Annotated in this window: 20 protein-coding genes; 4 read left to right on the top strand and 16 right to left on the bottom strand. The window is 72.7% G+C overall.

From position 1 onward, the window contains the following. Nucleotides 1-139 precede the first annotated feature (139 nt). From hpt to dacB, 4 genes are all read right to left on the bottom strand, one after another. Nucleotides 140-694 (bottom strand): hypoxanthine phosphoribosyltransferase, encoded by a 555-nt coding sequence (gene hpt / locus ACWCXH_RS26870; RefSeq protein ID WP_030059589.1) that lies wholly within the window; start codon nt 692-694, stop codon nt 140-142. Between the two features lie 70 nt (nt 695-764). Then, a complete protein-coding gene (gene tilS / locus ACWCXH_RS26865) occupies nt 765-1,892 on the bottom strand; it encodes a tRNA lysidine(34) synthetase TilS (protein WP_449804037.1) in 1,128 nt (375 codons plus the stop codon). Nucleotides 1,893-2,164: 272 nt separating this feature from the next. Further along, nucleotides 2,165-3,346, bottom strand: a complete 1,182-nt coding sequence (locus ACWCXH_RS26860) for a zinc-dependent metalloprotease (RefSeq protein WP_449804036.1) — start codon at nt 3,344-3,346, stop codon at nt 2,165-2,167. A gap of 192 nt (nt 3,347-3,538) precedes the next feature. Then, a complete protein-coding gene (gene dacB, locus ACWCXH_RS26855) occupies nt 3,539-5,131 on the bottom strand; it encodes a D-alanyl-D-alanine carboxypeptidase/D-alanyl-D-alanine endopeptidase (protein WP_449804035.1) in 1,593 nt (530 codons plus the stop codon). A 136-nt stretch (nt 5,132-5,267) separates the two neighbouring features. Between dacB and ACWCXH_RS26850 the strand changes: the two genes are divergently transcribed. Further along, entirely contained in the window at nt 5,268-5,759 is a 492-nt protein-coding gene (locus tag ACWCXH_RS26850; RefSeq protein WP_030059594.1) for an inorganic diphosphatase, read from the top strand. Between the two features lie 220 nt (nt 5,760-5,979). After that, nucleotides 5,980-6,648 (top strand): biliverdin-producing heme oxygenase, encoded by a 669-nt coding sequence (locus ACWCXH_RS26845; RefSeq protein WP_449804034.1) that lies wholly within the window; start codon nt 5,980-5,982, stop codon nt 6,646-6,648. A 183-nt stretch (nt 6,649-6,831) separates the two neighbouring features. On the opposite strand, the gene ACWCXH_RS26840 is transcribed toward ACWCXH_RS26845, so the two are convergent. From ACWCXH_RS26840 to ACWCXH_RS26830, 3 genes are all read right to left on the bottom strand, one after another. Beyond that, a complete protein-coding gene (locus tag ACWCXH_RS26840; RefSeq protein ID WP_449804033.1) occupies nt 6,832-7,041 on the bottom strand; it encodes a dodecin in 210 nt (69 codons plus the stop codon). An 85-nt stretch (nt 7,042-7,126) separates the two neighbouring features. Further along, nucleotides 7,127-8,086 carry an asparaginase gene (locus ACWCXH_RS26835; RefSeq protein ID WP_449804032.1) on the bottom strand — a complete coding sequence of 320 codons (960 nt, stop codon included), beginning with the start codon at nt 8,084-8,086 and terminating at the stop codon, nt 7,127-7,129. 71 nt (nt 8,087-8,157) lie between these two features. Further along, the gene (locus ACWCXH_RS26830) at nt 8,158-8,739 is read right to left on the bottom strand and encodes an RsiG family protein (RefSeq protein ID WP_449804031.1); all 582 of its coding nucleotides are present in this window, start codon (nt 8,737-8,739) and stop codon (nt 8,158-8,160) included. A 480-nt stretch (nt 8,740-9,219) separates the two neighbouring features. Between ACWCXH_RS26830 and dtd the strand changes: the two genes are divergently transcribed. After that, nucleotides 9,220-9,660: a D-aminoacyl-tRNA deacylase gene (gene dtd / locus ACWCXH_RS26825; RefSeq protein ID WP_449804030.1), complete on the top strand. Its 441-nt coding sequence runs from the start codon at nt 9,220-9,222 to the stop codon at nt 9,658-9,660. Between the two features lie 16 nt (nt 9,661-9,676). Here dtd and ygfZ read toward each other — a convergent pair whose 3' ends face one another. From ygfZ to ACWCXH_RS26810, 3 genes are all read right to left on the bottom strand, one after another. Next, a complete protein-coding gene (gene ygfZ / locus ACWCXH_RS26820; protein WP_449804029.1) occupies nt 9,677-10,648 on the bottom strand; it encodes a CAF17-like 4Fe-4S cluster assembly/insertion protein YgfZ in 972 nt (323 codons plus the stop codon). A 10-nt stretch (nt 10,649-10,658) separates the two neighbouring features. After that, nucleotides 10,659-11,123: a Fur family transcriptional regulator gene (locus tag ACWCXH_RS26815; protein WP_449804028.1), complete on the bottom strand. Its 465-nt coding sequence runs from the start codon at nt 11,121-11,123 to the stop codon at nt 10,659-10,661. Nucleotides 11,124-11,251: 128 nt separating this feature from the next. Continuing rightward, the gene (locus tag ACWCXH_RS26810; protein ID WP_449804027.1) at nt 11,252-11,836 is read right to left on the bottom strand and encodes an FABP family protein; all 585 of its coding nucleotides are present in this window, start codon (nt 11,834-11,836) and stop codon (nt 11,252-11,254) included. Between the two features lie 371 nt (nt 11,837-12,207). On the opposite strand from ACWCXH_RS26810, the gene ACWCXH_RS26805 reads away from it, so the two are divergent. Next, the gene (locus ACWCXH_RS26805; RefSeq protein ID WP_449804026.1) at nt 12,208-12,570 is read left to right on the top strand and encodes a DsrE family protein; all 363 of its coding nucleotides are present in this window, start codon (nt 12,208-12,210) and stop codon (nt 12,568-12,570) included. Nucleotides 12,571-12,606: 36 nt separating this feature from the next. On the opposite strand, the gene ACWCXH_RS26800 is transcribed toward ACWCXH_RS26805, so the two are convergent. The 6 genes from ACWCXH_RS26800 to ACWCXH_RS26775 all read right to left on the bottom strand — a co-directional run bounded on the left by ACWCXH_RS26800 (nt 12,607) and on the right by ACWCXH_RS26775 (nt 16,856). Then, the gene (locus tag ACWCXH_RS26800; protein ID WP_449804025.1) at nt 12,607-13,959 is read right to left on the bottom strand and encodes an IS4 family transposase; all 1,353 of its coding nucleotides are present in this window, start codon (nt 13,957-13,959) and stop codon (nt 12,607-12,609) included. A 118-nt stretch (nt 13,960-14,077) separates the two neighbouring features. Next, nucleotides 14,078-14,419 (bottom strand): DUF3099 domain-containing protein, encoded by a 342-nt coding sequence (locus ACWCXH_RS26795; protein ID WP_449804024.1) that lies wholly within the window; start codon nt 14,417-14,419, stop codon nt 14,078-14,080. Nucleotides 14,420-14,434: 15 nt separating this feature from the next. Further along, the gene (locus tag ACWCXH_RS26790; RefSeq protein ID WP_030059605.1) at nt 14,435-14,725 is read right to left on the bottom strand and encodes a DUF1416 domain-containing protein; all 291 of its coding nucleotides are present in this window, start codon (nt 14,723-14,725) and stop codon (nt 14,435-14,437) included. Between the two features lie 40 nt (nt 14,726-14,765). Continuing rightward, a complete protein-coding gene (locus ACWCXH_RS26785) occupies nt 14,766-15,602 on the bottom strand; it encodes a sulfurtransferase (protein WP_449804023.1) in 837 nt (278 codons plus the stop codon). 233 nt (nt 15,603-15,835) lie between these two features. Next, entirely contained in the window at nt 15,836-15,916 is an 81-nt protein-coding gene (locus ACWCXH_RS26780) for an Ms5788A family Cys-rich leader peptide (protein ID WP_350517234.1), read from the bottom strand. 214 nt (nt 15,917-16,130) lie between these two features. After that, entirely contained in the window at nt 16,131-16,856 is a 726-nt protein-coding gene (locus tag ACWCXH_RS26775) for an LmeA family phospholipid-binding protein (protein WP_449804022.1), read from the bottom strand. Nucleotides 16,857-16,936: the final 80 nt, after the last annotated feature.

Below are 16,936 nucleotides of genomic sequence, written 5' to 3'. Positions count from 1 at the left end.
GTGAAGAGCGGTTTATTGGACCGTACCGCAGTCGAACCCACCGATGGCGGGAGCAGAGCGACACGGTTGTAGTTCTTTGTCCCCCGGTCCAACGGGCGAGAACAACCTACTGTTCCCGCCCGTAGCCCGAACGGGGCTCTCAGCCGCCGTAGACGTGCGGCGCGAGAGTACCGATGAACGGCAGGTTACGCAGCTTCTCCGCGTAGTCGAGGCCGTAGCCGACCACGAACTCGTTGGGGATGTCGAAGCCGACGTACTTCACGTCGATCTCGACCTTGGCCGCGTCCGGCTTGCGCAGCAGGGTGCAGACCTCCAGCGAGGCCGGGCCGCGCGAGCCCAGGTTGCCCAGCAGCCAGGACAGCGTCAGGCCGGAGTCGATGATGTCCTCGACGATCAGGACGTCCCGGCCGGCGATGTCGGTGTCGAGGTCCTTGAGGATCCGCACCACGCCGGAGGACTTGGTGCCCATACCGTAGGACGACACGGCCATCCAGTCCATGGTGACCTGGGAGTGCAGCGCCCGGGCGAGGTCGGCCATGACCATCACGGCCCCCTTGAGGACGCCGACGATCAGCAGGTCCTTGCCTGCGTAGTCCCGGTCGATGCGCTCGGCCAGCTCCAGGAGCTTGGCGTCGATCTCGTCCTTGCTGATGAGCACCTTCGCGAGGTCAGCGCCCATGTCGTTCTGGTCCACCGGGGATACGTCCTCAAACGTTCGGGGTCTGTGTGGCCGGCGGCCGGCTCCCCCGGGGCATGCCCGCCCGTCAGTCGCCCTGCCGCCGAAAGACCAGCGTGCCACACCTGCGGGTGGCCTCGACGCCCCCGGGTAGGTGCAGCGGCCCCTGACCCCTCCATCCGGTGACCAGCTGGTCGACGGTTTCCAGGTGCCGGGCGAACAGGTCGCCGGCCGGACAGCCCGCCCGAAGAGCGGCCCGGCGCAGCACCCGGCGGCGGACGGCGGGCGGCAGCTCGGCCAGTTTGACGGCGTCCAGGGCGCCTTCGCCGGCCCGAAGGTCGCGCTCGGCCAGGGCGGCCCACTGGTCGAGCGCATCGGCGTCGTCGCGGAACAGCCGGGCGGTGCGGGCCAGCGCCTCGACCACGCCGCCGCCCAGGTGCTTCTCCAGCACCGGCAGCACCTCGTGGCGCACCCGGGAGCGGGTGTAGGCGGGGTCGCAGTTGTGCGGGTCGTCCCAGACCGGGATCGACTGGGCGGAGCAGGCCTGCCGGGTGGCGGCCCGGTCCAGCTCCAGCAGCGGGCGGCGGTAGCGGCCCTTCTGCGCGGGCATCCCGGCCAGCGAGCGGGCGCCCGAGCCGCGGGCCAGACCCAGCAGGACCGTCTCGGCCTGGTCGTCCCGGGTGTGACCGAGCAGCACGGCGATCGCACCGTGGCGCTCCGCGGCCTCGTCCAGGGCGGCGTAGCGGGCCTCCCGGGCGGCCGCCTCCGGGCCGCCGGCGCTGCCCACCCGGACCGGGATCGCCTCGACCGGGTCCAGACCCAGCGAACGCAGCCGCTCGGCCACCTGGGCGGCGCGCTCGGCGGAGCCCGCCTGGAGGCCGTGGTCGACGGTGACGGCGCCGACCCGCAGGCCGATCTTGGGGGCCTCGAAGGCGGCGGCGATGGCCAGCGCCATGGAGTCCGCGCCGCCGCTGACGGCGACCAGGACGAGCGGCGAGCCGGGCGCGGCCGGGGTGCGGGGCAGCCCGGACGGGTGCCGGGCGGCGTTGCCGATCAGCGTGGTGCCGACGGCGGCGCCGACCAGCGGCGCGCCGGCCGGGCGTCCGCGGGACTCGCGGGCGGGCGCGGTGAAGGTGGAACCGGCCTCGGCGGCGAGGTCGGTGAGCGTGCGGCGTACGGCCAGGCGTATCGCGGCGACGGCGGGATGTGGGCCCACGGCGGACGACTCCTCGACGGAGGGGGACAGGACGGCGGTGGGCGCGGCGGGGGCCGCGCACGTGTGAGCACCCTGTTACCGGGCGCTCACAGATGGTGGCAGAAAGGAGCGACCCGCTACGCCACCCGCGCCACCAGTACGACCACCGTCCCACGTTCGGGTGAATGGAGAAACGTATCTTCTCCCTCGGTCCGCCCGATTGGACCACTCGTACGAACGGGTTTGAAACCCGGTTGACCGCCGCCGACCGGCGGCGGTCCGCTGCTGCCCCGTCAGCGCGCGACGCGGGCGACCCACGCGGCCGGGTCGTGGATCTCCTCCTTGGTCGGCAGGGTGTTCGGAGACGTCCAGACGCGGTTGAACCCGTCCATCCCGACCCGCTCGACCACGCCCCGGACGAACACCGCGCCGTCCTGGTACTGGCGCAGCTTGGCGTCCATCCCGAGCAGCCGGCGCAGGATCAGGTCCAGCCGGTTCGCGCCGCGGTCCCGGCGCTGCTGGAACTTCTCCCGGATCTCCGCGACCGTCGGCACCACCGAGGGGCCGACCCCGTCCATCACCACGTCCGCGTGGCCCTCCAGCAGCGACATGACCGCCGTCAGCCGGCCCAGGATCTCGCGCTGCGCGGGCGTCTGGACGATCTCCAGCAGCCCGGTGGAGGCCGCTCCGGCGGGCTCCCGGCCGCCGGAGCCCGGCAGCCCGCCGCCCAGCGCGCCGGCCGCGTCCCGCAGCCGGTCCAGCAGGGCGCCCGGGTCGACGTCCGTCTCGCCCAGGAACGACTGCACCTCGGACTGGATGTGGTCGCGCAGCCAGGGCACCGCCGTGAACTGCGTGCGGTGGGTCTCCTCGTGCAGGCACACCCAGAGCCGGAAGTCGGACGGGTCGACGTCCAGTTCCCGCTCGACGTGCACGATGTTCGGCGCCACCAGCAGCAGCCGGCCCGGACCGGGCCCGGCCGGGCCGAGCCGCGGCTTGTCGAACAGGGCGGCCGGGCTGTCCGGCGCCTCCAGCGAGGGCTCCGCGGGGGCGAAGGTCTCGTACTGTCCGAGCACCCTGGTCGCCAGGAACGCCAGCAGCGCGCCCACCTCGATGCCGGTGGCCTTCTCCCCCACCGAGCCGAACACGCCCGCGGCCGGACTGTTCGCCCGACGCGCCTGGAGCTTCTCCACCAGCGGCTGGACGACCGTCCGGAACCCCGCCACGTTGGCCCGCACCCACCCCGGGCGGTCCACCACGAGCACGGGCGTCGCGACGGCGTCGGACAGGCTCGCCGACCGCATCCCGGTGAACCCCCGCACGTGCTCCTCGGCCGCCAGGGCGTGCCGGCGCAGCTCGGCCACCACGGCCGCCGCCTCCGCCCGGCTCACCTCCGGCCCCGGCCGCACCAGCCTGGTCGCGGTAGCGACCGCGAGATTCCAGTCGACCATGTCAGAACCGCCACTCGCGCTCGTCATGTCCTCACCGTACGTGCTCAGCCCCACCCGGGGCAGCCACCCGCCCCACCCACGCCCTGCCCCGTCCTGCCGACCCCCAACCCCACCCGACCGGGCACGCACGACCTCGCCCCGACCACGACCGCCCCCGGGCGCACCGAGGGCGGCAGCAGGGGCCCGAGCGGGCCGCGGCGGCCGCGCCGCCGGGCGTGGTCAGCGGCAGCCGCAGGTGGTGAGGCGGGCGGCGAGACGGTCCATGGCCGCGCGGGTGGTGTCGGCGGAGGTGTCTCCCGAGGTGTGGGTCATGACGGCGAAGGTGAGGAGGCGGCCGTCGGCGTCGACGACGGTGCCGGCGAGGGTGTTGACGCCGCGCAGGGTGCCGGTCTTGGCGCGGATCAGGCCGGCCGCGGCGGCGGCGCCCGAGTCGGCGCCGTAGCGGCTGCCGAGGGTGCCGGTGAAGCCGGCGACCGGGAGGCCGGTGAGGACCGGGCGCAGGGTGGGGTGCTGGTCGGAGGCGGCCAGGGCGAGGAGCTGGACCAGGACGGCCGGCGGGATCGCGTTGTCGGAGTCGAAGCCGCTGCCGTCGCCCAGGAACACGTTCGTCATCGGCACGCCGAGCCGGGCGAGTTCCTGCTTCACCGCGGTGGCGGCGCCCTCGAAGCTGGCGGGCTGGTGGGCGGCGATGGCCGCCTGCCGGGCGATCGCCTCGGCGATGGTGTTGTCGGAGGTGGTGAGGAGCCGTTCGACCAGCCGGTCGACGGTCGGCGAGTCGACCCGGCCGAGGACGGGGGCGGTGGCGGCGGCCGGGGTGGCGGCCGGCTTGGCCTTGCCCTCCACGGTGATGCCCTGGGCCCTGAGCAGGACGGCGAAGGTGTCGGCGGCCGCGCCGGCCGGGTCGGCGACGCGCGGCGGAGCGTCCGCGCGGCTCTTCGGGTCGGCCTTGCCCTCGTCCGCCATCAGCGGGACGACGAGCGGGAGGTTCTCCGCGTCGTAGTTCTTGTCCTCCGGGTTGCCCGTGTACATCGACAGGTCGTAGTCCAGCCTGACCGTCGTCGTGCCGCCCGCCTTCAGGGCGGCGGCGGTCTGCCGGGCCAGCGCGTCGAGCGAGGCGGGGGCGGTGTCGGCATCCACGGGCAGGCCGCCGATCTGCACCTGGTCGGCGGGCAGCGCGGTGAGCGTCGGGTCGCCGCCGCCCACGAGGGTGATCTCGCCGGGGCCGGCGCCCTTGACCACCCGGGTGGTGAGCCGGGTTTCTCCGGGGATCAGCGACAGGGCCGCGATCGAGGTGGCGAGCTTGGTGGTGGAGGCCGGCGTCGCCGGGGTGTTCTCGCCGGAGCCGTACAGGAGTCGGCCGCTGGCGGCGTCCCCGACGGCGAGGGTGACGGTGCCGAGGCTCCGGTCGGCGAGGGCCGTGGCGAGCGCCTGCTGGAGGCCCTGGGTGGTGGGCAGGCCGGCGTCCGGGCCGGCCTCGGCGGAGGCCAGGACGGCACCGGGCGCCGGGGCCGGGCGGGCGAGCGGGGACGCGCTGCCGCTCGGGGCGGGGGCGCCGCCCCCGGTGGCCGGGTCGGCCGCGCCCTGGGTGCCGGCCTCGCCGGAGCGCTTGCCCTTGCCGTGGCCGCTCCTGCCCTGGTCGCCCTGGCCGCCCTGATCCCCCTGGCCGCCTTGGTCGCCCCCGCGGCCGCCCTTCTCGTCGCCCTCCTGGTCGCCCTCCCCGTGCCCGGCGCTGTGCCCGCCCGGCGTCGGGGACGGCTGAGCGTACGCACCACCGCCCGATGTCAGGACCGCCCCGGCGACCAGCAGAGCCACCCCGAACAGTCCTGCGGCCGTCCCCCTCCGGCGGCGCCCCGCCCCGACCCCTGTTCCCACCGACCGGCCCCTTTCCCGAGCACTCACTCCCGTAGGAGACACTTGGATTCTGTCAGTCCCTACCTTGGAGGAACCGTTGGAGTTCGACGTCCTTATCGAAATCCCGAAGGGCTCTCGTAACAAGTACGAGGTCGACCACGAGACCGGCCGCCTGCGGCTCGACCGGATGCTCTTCACCTCGACCCGCTACCCGGCCGACTACGGCTACGTCGAGGGCACGCTCGGCGAGGACGGCGACCCGCTGGACGCGCTGGTGATCCTGGACGAGCCGACCTTCCCCGGCTGCCTGATCAAGTGCCGCGCGATCGGCATGTTCCACATGACCGACGAGGCCGGCGGCGACGACAAGCTGCTGTGCGTCCCGGCGACCGACCCGCGCTGGGAGCACCTGCGGGACATCCACCACGTGTCGGAGTTCGACCGCCTGGAGATCCAGCACTTCTTCGAGGTCTACAAGGACCTCGAGCCCGGCAAGTCCGTCGAGGGCGCCAACTGGGTCGGCCGCGCCGAGGCCGAGGCCGAGGTCACCGCTTCGATCAAGCGTCTGGCGGAGCAGGGCGGCCACTGAGCCGCCGTTCCGATCTCGTTCGATCGACGCGGTTCGAGGTAGGTCGGGGCAGCCTGGGGCCGGGGTTCGCGGATTCGTCCGCGGGCCCCGGCCCTTGCCGTGTCCGGGGCCGGGGTACATCGTGGGTTCCGAGTGGTTCCCGACAGGCTGTCGGCATGATGGTTCATGAGGTTGGGCCAACCAAGAACTGCCGGGCCTGATTCCGATCCCTGGAGGCCGCATGCCCACGCCCGAGCCCGTCCCGTTCTCCACCGTGCTCCGTACCGCCAGCAGCGAGGAGCACGAGGCCGCGGAGCAGTCCTCGTTCATGAGCCGCCTGCTCGGCGGGCGGCTCGGGGTCGAGGCCTACGCCGACCTCACCGGACAGCTCTGGTACGTCTACCGGGCGCTGGAGGGCCGTACGGAGCAACTGGCGGAGCACCCGCTGGCCGGCCCGTTCATCGACCGGGCACTGCTGCGCACCGCCGCCATCGAGCACGACCTGGCGCACCTGCGCGGGCCGGACTGGCGGGACGGCCTGGCACCGCTGCCGGCCACCGCCGCGTACGCGGCGCGGGTGGAGGAGCTGGCCGCCGAGTGGCCGGCCGGCTACCTCGCGCACCACTACACCCGCTACCTGGGCGACCTCTCCGGCGGGCAGATCATCCGCGGCGTGGCGGAGAGGACCTGGGGCTTCGAGCGCAAGGGCGACGGCGTCCGGTTCTACGTCTTCGAGGAGGTCGGGAACCCGGCGGCCTTCAAGCGCGGGTACCGCGCCAAGCTGGACGCGGCCGGACTGGCGATGGACGAGATGGAGCGGCGCCGGGTGGTCGAGGAGTGCAAGCGCGCCTTCGTCCTCAACGGCGCGGTCTTCCACGACCTGGACGCCCGGTACCCGCTGGCGTCCTGAGACCGGTCCGCGGCCGACCGGACGGCCCCGGCGAGCAGCTGCCCGCCGGGGCCGTCGCGCGTCCCGGGGATGCGTCAGGACCGCGCGGTCCGTCGGCCGCGGACGAACGCGGTGGCGCCGCCGCCGAGGTGCCGGCGCACCCGCACACGGGCGTGCCGCTGGTTGCCGCCCGAACGGTAGGTGTCAGTCCTCCAGCCGGAAGCCGATCTTCAGCCCGACCTGGTAGTGCTTGACTTGCCCGTCCTCCAGGTGCCCCCGGACCTGCGTCACCTCGAACCAGTCGAGGTTGCGCAGCGTCCGGGAGGCCCGTTCCACCCCGTTGCGGATGGCGGCGTCGACGCTCTCGGTCGAGGACCCGACGATCTCGGTCACCCGGTACACGTGCTCGGTCATGGCGAAGCTCCTCAACTGTGCGACGGCCCCAGGTCCACCGTGCACCGCCCCCGGTCCGCCCGCACGCCGACCGCCACTGCGAACGTCAGAACGCCGCCCGCACCTGCCCGACGGGCACACCGCCGCCGAGCAGCGGGGCCGCGCCGATCCGCTCGACGGTCTCGTCCGCGCCCGTCACCCCGAGCCGGCGCAGCGCCGCCGCGAGGACCGGTCCGCGGGCCCGCTCCCCGCCGTCGTCGATCTTGAAGGCGAGCGCCCGCCCGTCCGGCAGTGCCACGACCTGGACGGACTCGGCGCCCATCTTGGACAGCGCACCCGGGACGGCCCGCATGAGCCAGGTGTCGGCCCGGCGGCTGCCGGCCACGTACTCGGGGTGGGCGCGCATCGCGTCGGCGACCCGGCGCTGCGGGGTGCCCTCGGCGGCCAGCACGAGCTCCCGGTAGCCGCGGGCCAGGCCGGTCAGGGAGACGGCCAGCAGGGGCGCGCCGCAGCCGTCCACACCGGCGTGGCCGACGGTCTCGCCGGTGGCCTCCTCCAGCGCCTCCCGGGCCAGCAGCTGAATGGGGTGGGCCGGGTCGAGGTAGCCCTCGGTGTCCCAGCCGTTGGCGACGCACGCGGCGAGCCAGCCGGCGTGCTTGCCGGAGCAGTCCATCAGGATCGGGGCGCGCTCGCCGCCGGAGCGCAGCAGCAGCTCGGCCTCGGTCTCGTCGAGCGGCAGGTCGGCCGGGGTGCGCAGGGCGGACTCGTCCAGCCCGGCGGAGGCCAGGATCGTCCGCACGCCCGCGCGATGAAACGTTTCTCCGGAGTGGCTGGAGGCGGCCAGCGCCAGCAGCTCACCGCCGATCTCCAGCCCGGCCCGCAACGTGGCCACCGCCTGGAACGGCTTGGCGGTCGACCGCGGGAACACCGGCGCGTCGGGGGCGCCGAGCGCGAACTCGACCGAACCGTCGGCGGCGAGCAGCACAAGCGAGCCGTGGTGCCGCCCCTCGGTGAAACCCGAGCGTATGACCTCGGCGAGAACGGTCGGGGTGGCGGACTGGGACATGACGGGGCCTTCCGGGGCAGGGGTGGACCGGGGCGAGCCGGGCCCCACCCGCCCATGGTGCCTCACCTGGGTCAGAGGGGGCCGCCCGCGAGCAGGTCGTCGACCCGTGCTTCCCCATCACGGTACCTGCGGGTGATCTCGGCGTTGCAACCGTCCGCGGTGCGCAGCAGCCGTTGGCGCCGCCCGGACACCTCGCGCTCGTGGGCCCGCAGCCGCTCCAGCGCGGCGAGCAGTTCCTCGGCCGAGTGCGCGGCCAGGTCGGCGAGCTGGACGTCGCCCATCAACGCGTCCGCCTCCAGCTGCGACTCGTACCCGCGCGGCGGCCCGAGCGTGACGTGCCGGGCCGAGCGCCGCACGGTGGAGGGCGCGTCGCTGAGGATGGCCGGCAGCCGGTCCAGCAGGTCGCCGGACGGCCCTTCGGTGCTGCCCGCCCCCGCCTGCCGCAGCGGGCCGCCGGGGCGGCGGTCCAGCTCGGCGCGCAGGATGTCCATCCGACCGTGCAGCAGCCGCCGCAGGTAGGAGAGGTCGGCCTCCTGCTCCAGCGTCTCCCGGCGCAGGGTCCGCAGCTGCTCCAGGCCCAGCCGCTCCATGGCGGGCCCGTCCTCCCCGGCCACCCGCCCCGACCGGTCCTGCGCCGCGCTGCTCGCGTCCATCAGCCAACCACCTGCCGTCATCCGTTCCCGCCCGCTCACGGCACCCCGTCCCTGCCGCCGGTCCGGCCCGTCCCCCGACGGACCGTGCACGTCCCGTCCGTTGGCACGCCCGGACACCCCCGAAGGTTCCGGTCCCCGGCGGACACCACCCGCCCGGGCGACACCACCAGAACGCCTGACCTACCGGCTCGACCGCCCGGTCGAACCCGGGCCCGGTGCGGCGGACCTCCTGGCGCCCCGGGCCGTATGTACGGTGCCCCAGCGTGCCACCCCGTCCGGCGCGGGCGCACCGCCCGTGCACCCGAACGGCCCCCTGGCGAACGGGGGTGGCTGATACGACCACCCCTTTCCGCAGCGAGAACGGCGCCCGACCCCGCGCATGCGGACGCAATCCGGCGCGCACCACCCCTGCGCACGCCGCCCCGAAGCGCACGCGGATCCCCCGCTCGGACGACGGGACGGCTCCGGCACAATGGCCGCATGCGAGCAGTGGTGCAGCGGGTGAGCGAAGCCAGGGTGACGGTGGCCGGCGAGACCGTCGGCGCGATCGAGGGGCCCGGACTGTGCGTCCTGGTGGGCGTCACCCACGACGACACGCCCGCCGAGGCCGCCCGGCTGGCCCGCAAGCTGTGGACGCTGCGCCTGCTGCCGGCCGACGAGAACGGCGTCGAGCAGTCCTGCTCCGACCTCGCCGCCCCGCTCCTGGTGATCAGCCAGTTCACGCTCTACGGCGACGCCCGCAAGGGCCGCCGCCCCACCTGGAACGCCGCCGCCCCCGGCCCGGTCGCCGAGCCGCTCGTGGACGAGGTGGTCGCCCGGCTGCGCGCGCTCGGCGCCAAGGTGGAGACGGGCCGGTTCGGCGCCGACATGCAGGTGGCGCTGGTGAACGACGGCCCGTTCACGGTCCTCGTCGAGGTCTAGGGCACGCCCCGGGCACTCACTGCGGGACGATCACGTCCTGCGTGCCCAGCACCGTCCCGGCCAGCAGCACCGCGTCCACCGGCACGTTCCGCTTGACGATCGCCAGCGCGATCGGCCCCAGCTCGTGGTGGCGCGCCGAGGACGTGACGAAGCCGAGCGCCCGTCCGTCCGGGTCGGAGGCGAGGCGCACCTCGGTGCCGTGCGGAGGCAGCGTCTCCTCGGTGCCGTCCAGGTGCAGGAAGACCAGCCGGCGCGGCGGGCGGCCCAGGTTGTGCACCCGGGCGACGGTCTCCTGCCCGCGGTAGCAGCCCTTCTGCAGGTGGACGGCGGTGCGCAGCCAGTCCACCTCGTGCGGGATGGTCCGGTGGTCGGTCTCGAAGCCGAGCCGCGGCCGGTGGGCCTCGATGCGCAGCGCCTCGTACGCCCAGACGCCGGCCGCCGGTCCGTACCCGGCGGTGAGCTTCTCCAGCTCGGCTCGCGGCACGAACAGGTCTCGCCCGTACGGGAGTTCGCGTACGGCGGCGACCCCCTCGACGGAACCGGCGGAGCCGGCCGGCAGGTGCACGACGGCGTAGTCGGCGGTGGCGTCGGCGACCTCGACCCGGTAGAAGAACTTCATGCTCTCCAGGTAGGCCAGCAGGCCGCCCTGGGTGCCCGGCTCGACGTGCGCCCACGTGGTGGTGCCGTCGTCGACCAGGTAGAGCGCGTGCTCGACGTGCCCGTGCGGGGAGAGCACCAGCGCCTCGGTGGCCTCCTGCGGCGGCAGCGCGCTGACGTGCTGGGTGAGCAGCAGGTGCAGCCAGGACAGCCGGTCGGCGCCGGTGACGGTGACCACGCCGCGGTGCGAGAGGTCCACGAAGCCGGTGCCCTGCGCGAGGTTGCGTTGCTCCCGGAAGATGTCGCCGTAGTGGGCGGCGACTCCCTCGTCGGCCCCCTCGGCGGGGACGGCTCCGGGCAGGGCAAGCAGCGGGCTCTTCACACCGGTCATACCGGCCAGCTTACGACTGGCCGTTCCCGAGCTTGGCGGTGCAGTCGGCGCAGCGGCCGAAGATGGCGAAGTGCTTGAGGTCGGTGTCGAACCCGTGCCGCGCGCGCAGGCTCTGGATGAGGGGTTCGGCGATCTCGGTGTCCGTCTCGGTGACCTTGTCGCAGTCCCGGCAGACCAGGTGCAGGTGGTGGTGGCGGCCGGCCAGGTGGTAGGTCGGGGCGCCGTGGCCCAGGTGCGCGTGCGAGACCAGGCCGAGCTCCTCCAGCAGCTCCAGCGTCCGGTAGATGGTGGAGATGTTGATGCCGCTGGCGGTCTGCCGGACGTGGCTCAGGATCTCGTCCGGGGTGGCGTGGTCGAGGGTGTCGACGGCCTCCAGTACGAGCTGGCGCTGGGGCGTCAGCCGGTAGCCGCGTTCGCGCAGGTCGGCCTTCCAGTCTCCGGAGAGCTGCCAGTCGGTGGTGCCGGTGTCCGCCACGATGCTGTCCCTGCCACGGTCGGGGTCCTTGGAACAAGTGTAGGGACCGGCCGCGGGCCGGTCCCTACGTTGTGCGCGGGTGGTACCCGCCCGCGCCGCGCCTACTCGGAGGCCTGCTTCTCGACGGCCTACTTGAAGAAGGCGATGCCGTCGTCCGGCAGGTCGTTGATGTCCTGGATCAGCTGCGCGGGGCTGAGCACCTTCTTGAGCTGGGCGGACATGTACGGCCGCAGCGGCACGGTCGGGGCGGCCTTCTCGCCGACCCAGAGCAGCTCACCGTTGACGAAGCCGTACAGCCGCTTGCCGCCGGAGTACTCCGGGGAGCCCTCGATCCGGGCCACCGCGTCGGTGGAGACGTCGACCTGCGGCTTGCCGTCGGCCAGCTCGCCGTACCAGATCTCGACGGTGCCGTCGTCGCGGACGGAGGAGATCTCGATCCCGCGCGCACCGGTGGTGCCGTCCTGGTTGCTCGTGATGCGCCAGAACGCGTGCTCGTTCTCCAGCGGGCGGACCCGCTCGCCCTCGTTGTTCAGCACCCAGGTGCGGGAGCGGAACTCGAGGAAGGGACGGCCGTCGTGCCGGATCACGATCTCCTGGCCGAAGTTGCACTTCTCCGTGCCGGGGAAGTCGTACACCCCCGCGCCCTCCCAGGTGCCGAGGAGGAAGGCGAGCGGGACGACGTCCTTGTGGAGGTCAGAGGGGATCTCGATCATGTTCCTGGTCGCTGTCGTCGGTGTGGGACTGCTTCAACCGTACGGCAGGCTCAGCGCTGGCCCTGGTACAGCTTCATCACCGAGAAGATGGCGAACCAGGTGATCAGCACGGCCATGAGGGCCAGCAGACCGTCGAAGAACATTTCCAGACCGGACACGGGGGGCTCCCAGGCGGCGACAGTGTGGTGGATTTTGCTGGCGCTCACTCTATCCGCCGGGCATCGGCGGGTCGCGGTGAGCCCCACCACGTCGGTGTTCACGGGATCGGGTCGGCGCGGTTCACGGGACGACTTCCGCGTGCCGCCGAAGGTTTGCCCGCGCGATCCGGGGATTCCGGGAACCTGACGTTCCGGGCGCTCTAAGGTGGCGCCATGTCGAAGAAACTCGTCATCAAGGTCACTGCCGGGGCGGACGCGCCGGAGCGGTGCTCGCAGGCGTTCACGGTGGCGGCCGTGGCCGTCGCCAGCGGCATCGAGGTCTCGCTCTGGCTGACCGGGGAGTCCTCCTGGTTCGCCCTGCCGGGGCGGGCGGCGGAGTTCGAGCTGCCGCACTCGGCGCCGCTGCCCGACCTGCTGGAGTCGATCATGGCGGGCGGGACGGTGACGCTGTGCACCCAGTGCGCGGTGCGCCGCGGGATCGAGCAGAAGGACACCGCCGAGGGCGTCCGGATCGCGGGCGCCCAGGTCTTCGTCAGCGAGATCATGAGCGACGGCGTCCAGGCGCTCGTCTACTAGTACCAACGCCGTTCAGTTTGGGCGGTCTGGGCGGTGTCAAGGGTCGGTTGTGAGCATGTTGATGCTGATGGTGGCCTTGTAGGTGGCTCGGTCGATGGCGGGTCCGCGGGCGTTGTACTTGGAGATCGCGCGTTTGACGATGCGGTCTTTGGTGCGGACCCGGCGTCGGGGCAGTAGCTGGGCCAGGACGTGGCGGCCGATGACTCCGACCAGGTCGATCACGGTGTCGGCGATGATGCCCGCGGCCAGGACGAGCTGGTCGCGGGCGGCGGACAGCGCGACGGTGAAGCCGGCCCGGTCGGGATCGGTGCCGGCGATGCTGTCGGTGGCGTCCGTCATCACGGTCCGCAGTGCCTGGTAGGCGACCAGCAGTGCCCAGACCTCCTGTTCGACCCCGGCCGGGGTGCGGGCGCGCAGGACCCGGCCGCCCAGGATCGTGGATTTCAGCTCCGCGTAGGCCGTCTCGATCTCCCAACGCTCGTGGTAGAGCCGAACGAGTTCACGGGCCGGATGCGCCGACGCATCGGTGAGGGTGGTCAGCAGCCGGTAGTGGCCGGTGCGGGCCCCTTGGGACGTGATGATGCTGATCTCGGCGTCGATGACGCGGACGGTCAGTGCTCCGAGCCGGGCCAGGAACGAGCCGTCGCCGCAGCGGGCCACCGGCGGCAGCCTCCGCCCGGACTTGCACCGCACCAGCAGGTGCGCGCCGGTGGCGGCGAAGCGGTTCAGCAGGTCGGCGGCTGCGAAGTTGCGGTCGCCCAGCAGCAGCATCCCGGCGCGCAGATCGCCTGCCAGCCGGCCGGCGTATTCCAGCTCGCCGACGGTGGCCGGGCCGAACGCCGCACCGATCACCGCCCTCGTGCCGCAGGCCACCAATGCCGCAAGCCGGACCTGTGGATAGCCGCCGGTCCCGTTGTTGCACCGCTGCTTGGCGAACACCGCAAGATTCGCCGCAGCGTCCGGCACCGGCAGCAGTGTGCCGTCGACCGCCACCACCAGCAGCCCGCGCCACCGTGCCTGGGCCGCGGTCGTGGCCACCGGGCCGCGGACCAGATCGAACAGCGCCTTCATCGGCGCGGCCCCCAGACGCTGGCGGGCCTGCCGTAACGCGCTGCCGCCGGGCCTGGTGGGTGCCAGGTCCGTCAGTCCGGCGCACATCCGGTCGAAGACCTGCCGGTAGCCCAGCCCGGCGAACAACGCTCCCGCCAGCAGCAGGTACACAGTGACCCGCGCCGGCATCAGCCGGACCCGCCGCTGGACCGCCTTCGTCTCGGCCAGTACCTCATCGACCATCTCGAACGGCACGATCCGCGTCAACTCGCCGATATGACCCGGCGCGAACGCGCCGGACGCTATCCCGACCGTCCGCGTTGTGGCAGCCTGTTCCAACAGCGGAGCTCCCGTGGTGAGGATGTCTTGGAGTGACAGACCTCTTCTACGGCAGCTCCGCTGCTTTGCCTACCGGCCTTGACACACAGGCCCCACACCAAACTGAACGGCGTTGCTACTAGTACTGGGCACCCCCGTCCCGGGGGTGATGTTCCTGATCGGGGCGGTCCCGGTCGTGGCCGGGCTCGTCCCACTTCGGGTCGTCCCAGCGCGGGTCGTTCCACCAGTCGTCGTCCGGGTCGCGCTTGTTGGCGAACACCGCCGCGGCCGGGGGGATGACCATCGCGACCACGCACAGCGCGATCGCGGCGGGCACGGAGAAGAAACGCACCACACCCCAGGCCAGGACGAACATGCCCAGGCACACGCCCATCATGGCGAAGTAGTAGCGACGCCGCCGGCTTGCCTGCACGCCTCCACGGTACGACCGAGGGCCCTGCCGCGGCAGGGCCCTCGTCATCGCCGTCCGCGGAAATCAGACCGCGATCGCGACCTCGACGGCGGTGCCCTGGGAGGCCACCACCTGACGGTCCACGGTCTGCCCCGGCACCAGCGCGCGCAGGGTCCACTTGCCCGGTCGGGCGAAGAACCGGAACTGGCCGGTCGCCGAGGTGGGCACCTCGGCCGTGAACTCTCCGCCCTCGTCCAGCAGCCGGACGTAGCCGTTGACCGGCTCACCGTCGCGGGTCACCGAACCCTGGATGATCGTCTCGTTCGCCACGTCAACTCCTGCCAGGTCCGGCCCGCCGGCCTTCGCACCGCACATGTCCGTCTTCCCTTCTGACTTACGGTCGAGCCGCGCGGGCTCAGTTGCCGCCGAGCTCGATCGGCACGCCGACGAGGCTGCCGTACTCGGTCCACGAGCCGTCGTAGTTCTTCACGTTCTCCTGGCCGAGCAGCTCGTGCAGGACGAACCAGGTGAGCGCGGAGCGCTCGCCGATGCGGCAGTAGGCGATGGTGTCCTTCGCCAGGTCGATGCCCTCGGCCTCGTACAGCGCCTTGAGCTCGTCGTCGCTCTTGAAGGTGCCGTCGTCGTTCGCGTTCTTGGCCCACGGGATGTTGCGGGCGCTCGGCACGTGGCCGGGGCGCTGCGACTGCTCCTGCGGGAGGTGGGCCGGGGCGAGCAGCTTGCCGGAGAACTCGTCGGGCGAGCGGACGTCGACCAGGTTGAGGTTGCCGATGGCGGCGATCACGTCGTCGCGGAAGGCGCGGATCGACGAGTCGGCGGCCTTCGCCTCGTACGCGGTCGCGGCGCGGGCCGGCACCTCGGAGACGAGGTCGCGGGAGTCCAGCTCCCACTTCTTGCGGCCGCCGTCCAGCAGGCGGACGTCACCGTGGCCGTACAGCTTGAAGTACCAGTAGGCGTACGAGGCGAACCAGTTGTTGTTGCCGCCGTACAGGACGACGGTGTCGTCGTTGGCGATGCCCTTGGCGCTGAGCAGCGCCTCGAAGCCGGCCTGGTCGATGAAGTCGCGGCGGACCGGGTCCTGGAGGTCCTTCTTCCAGTCGATCCGGACGGCGTTGCGGATGTGGTTCTTGTCGTACGCGGAGGTGTCCTCGTCGACCTCGACGATGACGACCTTCGGGTCGTCCAGGTGGGCCTGGACCCAGTCGGCGTCGACCAGGACGTCGCTGCGGCTCATGGTGGTGTTCTCCATCCGAGGGCGGTTGGCGGAAGGTGCTGCTCAGCGGGGTGCTGCGGGGGCGCCCGGACTGCTCCGGTCCGAAAGTCTGTCCGAATGATGGGACGGAGGCAGGTGTCCGGGACGGCCGAGCGGTGGATCGCGGCGTGTATCGGCGAGGGCCGGCCGCGGAGGCCGGACGGGATCGCCAGAGGATCGGCGGCGGGCAGTAACTGCCCTGCCGGAATGCCGAGTTAGCGCATTCGACACAGACAGGCGGCCACGCGGCACAGGTCGACCGCCCGCCGCTTCGTGAGATCCGTCTGTCGCTTCATGCCGACGATGCTAGGGACACCGGCGGCCCGCTGTCATCAGCGTATCGAATATCGAGACCAGATCGACCGAATGGCGAGATTTGACCTTTCCGCAGCCGTGGGGTGGTGGCCGGGGGCGGATCGGGGGCCGTCCGGGGCCGGAAACGGCAGCGCTCCGCGGTCCGCGCTGGACAGCGCGTCTCGCGGAGCGGAACGGAACCGATCGGGTGAACGCTCAGCCGAGGAGCTTGACGCCCTTCCCGTCGAAGTTCAGCTGCAGGCCGTCCTCGGTCGGCGTCACGCCGTCCTTGTCGGCCAGTTTGAGCCCGGCCGGGAGCGAGTCGAGGGTGAAGCCCACCGGATCGATCTTCTGGTTGGTGATCCCGGCGAACATCCCGGCCAGCCCGCTGAGCTGGAAGCCGTCCGCGGTGACGGTGTTGCCGTCGCTGTGCACCGAGCCCGTACCGACCGGCAGCGGCCCCAGCGAGGCCTTGACCTTGCCCGGCCCGCCGTAGGACAGGCTCAGCCGCGCGTTCGAGCCCACCGGCAGCTTGCCGCCGCCCGGCATCAGCTGCGAGGCCGGCGGCAGCAGCTGGGCGAGGTCCGCGTACGTGATCAGGCCGCTGCCGGTGCCGCTGTCCACCGTCGCCGAGTTCATGCTGTCGCTCACCTTGACGCCCGACAGCCGGGCCTTGAACCCGTGCAGCGCCACCTGGTGACCGCCGTCGCTGATCATCAGGTTGTCGGCCGAGATGCTGACATCGTCGAGCTTCTTCGACAACACCTGGGTGAGGAACGGGAAGCCCCCGATCGAGACGTCCGGGCGCTGGCTCATCCGGCCGCTGCTCACCATCCGGTCGGCGGCCTCGTCCTCGGCCACACCGACCGCGATCCGGTCGGCGCCCAGCAGCAGTCCGGACAGCACCACCAGGCCGGTCGTCGCCTTCAGCCATCCGCGCATCGCACTCCCCCGTCGTCGCCGGTCGCTGTCGTTCGCCGCCTCACGGCAGCGGCCCTCAACCGGGCCTCCGCACGACCGTA

The organism is Kitasatospora sp. NPDC001660 (assembly GCF_053596725.1).
The sequence above is the reverse complement of the archived record's forward strand: the minus strand, read 5'-3'. Positions and strand labels throughout refer to the sequence as shown.

Bases quoted from the DNA above. Each gene is read 5' to 3' on its own strand.
- dtd (WP_449804030.1), top strand. From the start codon at position 9,220: ATGCGAGCAGTGGTGCAGCGGGTGAGCGAAGCCAGGGTGACGGTGGCC.
- ACWCXH_RS26780 (WP_350517234.1), bottom strand. From the start codon at position 15,916: ATGAAGCGACAGACGGATCTCACGAAGCGGCGGGCGGTCGACCTGTGC.
- ACWCXH_RS26805 (WP_449804026.1), top strand. From the start codon at position 12,208: ATGTCGAAGAAACTCGTCATCAAGGTCACTGCCGGGGCGGACGCGCCG.
- ACWCXH_RS26830 (WP_449804031.1), bottom strand. From the start codon at position 8,739: ATGGACGCGAGCAGCGCGGCGCAGGACCGGTCGGGGCGGGTGGCCGGG.
- ACWCXH_RS26810 (WP_449804027.1), bottom strand. From the start codon at position 11,836: ATGATCGAGATCCCCTCTGACCTCCACAAGGACGTCGTCCCGCTCGCC.
- ACWCXH_RS26785 (WP_449804023.1), bottom strand. From the start codon at position 15,602: ATGAGCCGCAGCGACGTCCTGGTCGACGCCGACTGGGTCCAGGCCCAC.
- ACWCXH_RS26845 (WP_449804034.1), top strand. From the start codon at position 5,980: ATGCCCACGCCCGAGCCCGTCCCGTTCTCCACCGTGCTCCGTACCGCC.
- ACWCXH_RS26795 (WP_449804024.1), bottom strand. From the start codon at position 14,419: ATGACGAGGGCCCTGCCGCGGCAGGGCCCTCGGTCGTACCGTGGAGGC.
- ACWCXH_RS26790 (WP_030059605.1), bottom strand. From the start codon at position 14,725: ATGTGCGGTGCGAAGGCCGGCGGGCCGGACCTGGCAGGAGTTGACGTG.
- ACWCXH_RS26835 (WP_449804032.1), bottom strand. From the start codon at position 8,086: ATGTCCCAGTCCGCCACCCCGACCGTTCTCGCCGAGGTCATACGCTCG.
- ACWCXH_RS26860 (WP_449804036.1), bottom strand. From the start codon at position 3,346: ATGACGAGCGCGAGTGGCGGTTCTGACATGGTCGACTGGAATCTCGCG.
- ACWCXH_RS26775 (WP_449804022.1), bottom strand. From the start codon at position 16,856: ATGCGCGGATGGCTGAAGGCGACGACCGGCCTGGTGGTGCTGTCCGGA.
- ygfZ (WP_449804029.1), bottom strand. From the start codon at position 10,648: ATGACCGGTGTGAAGAGCCCGCTGCTTGCCCTGCCCGGAGCCGTCCCC.
- ACWCXH_RS26840 (WP_449804033.1), bottom strand. From the start codon at position 7,041: ATGACCGAGCACGTGTACCGGGTGACCGAGATCGTCGGGTCCTCGACC.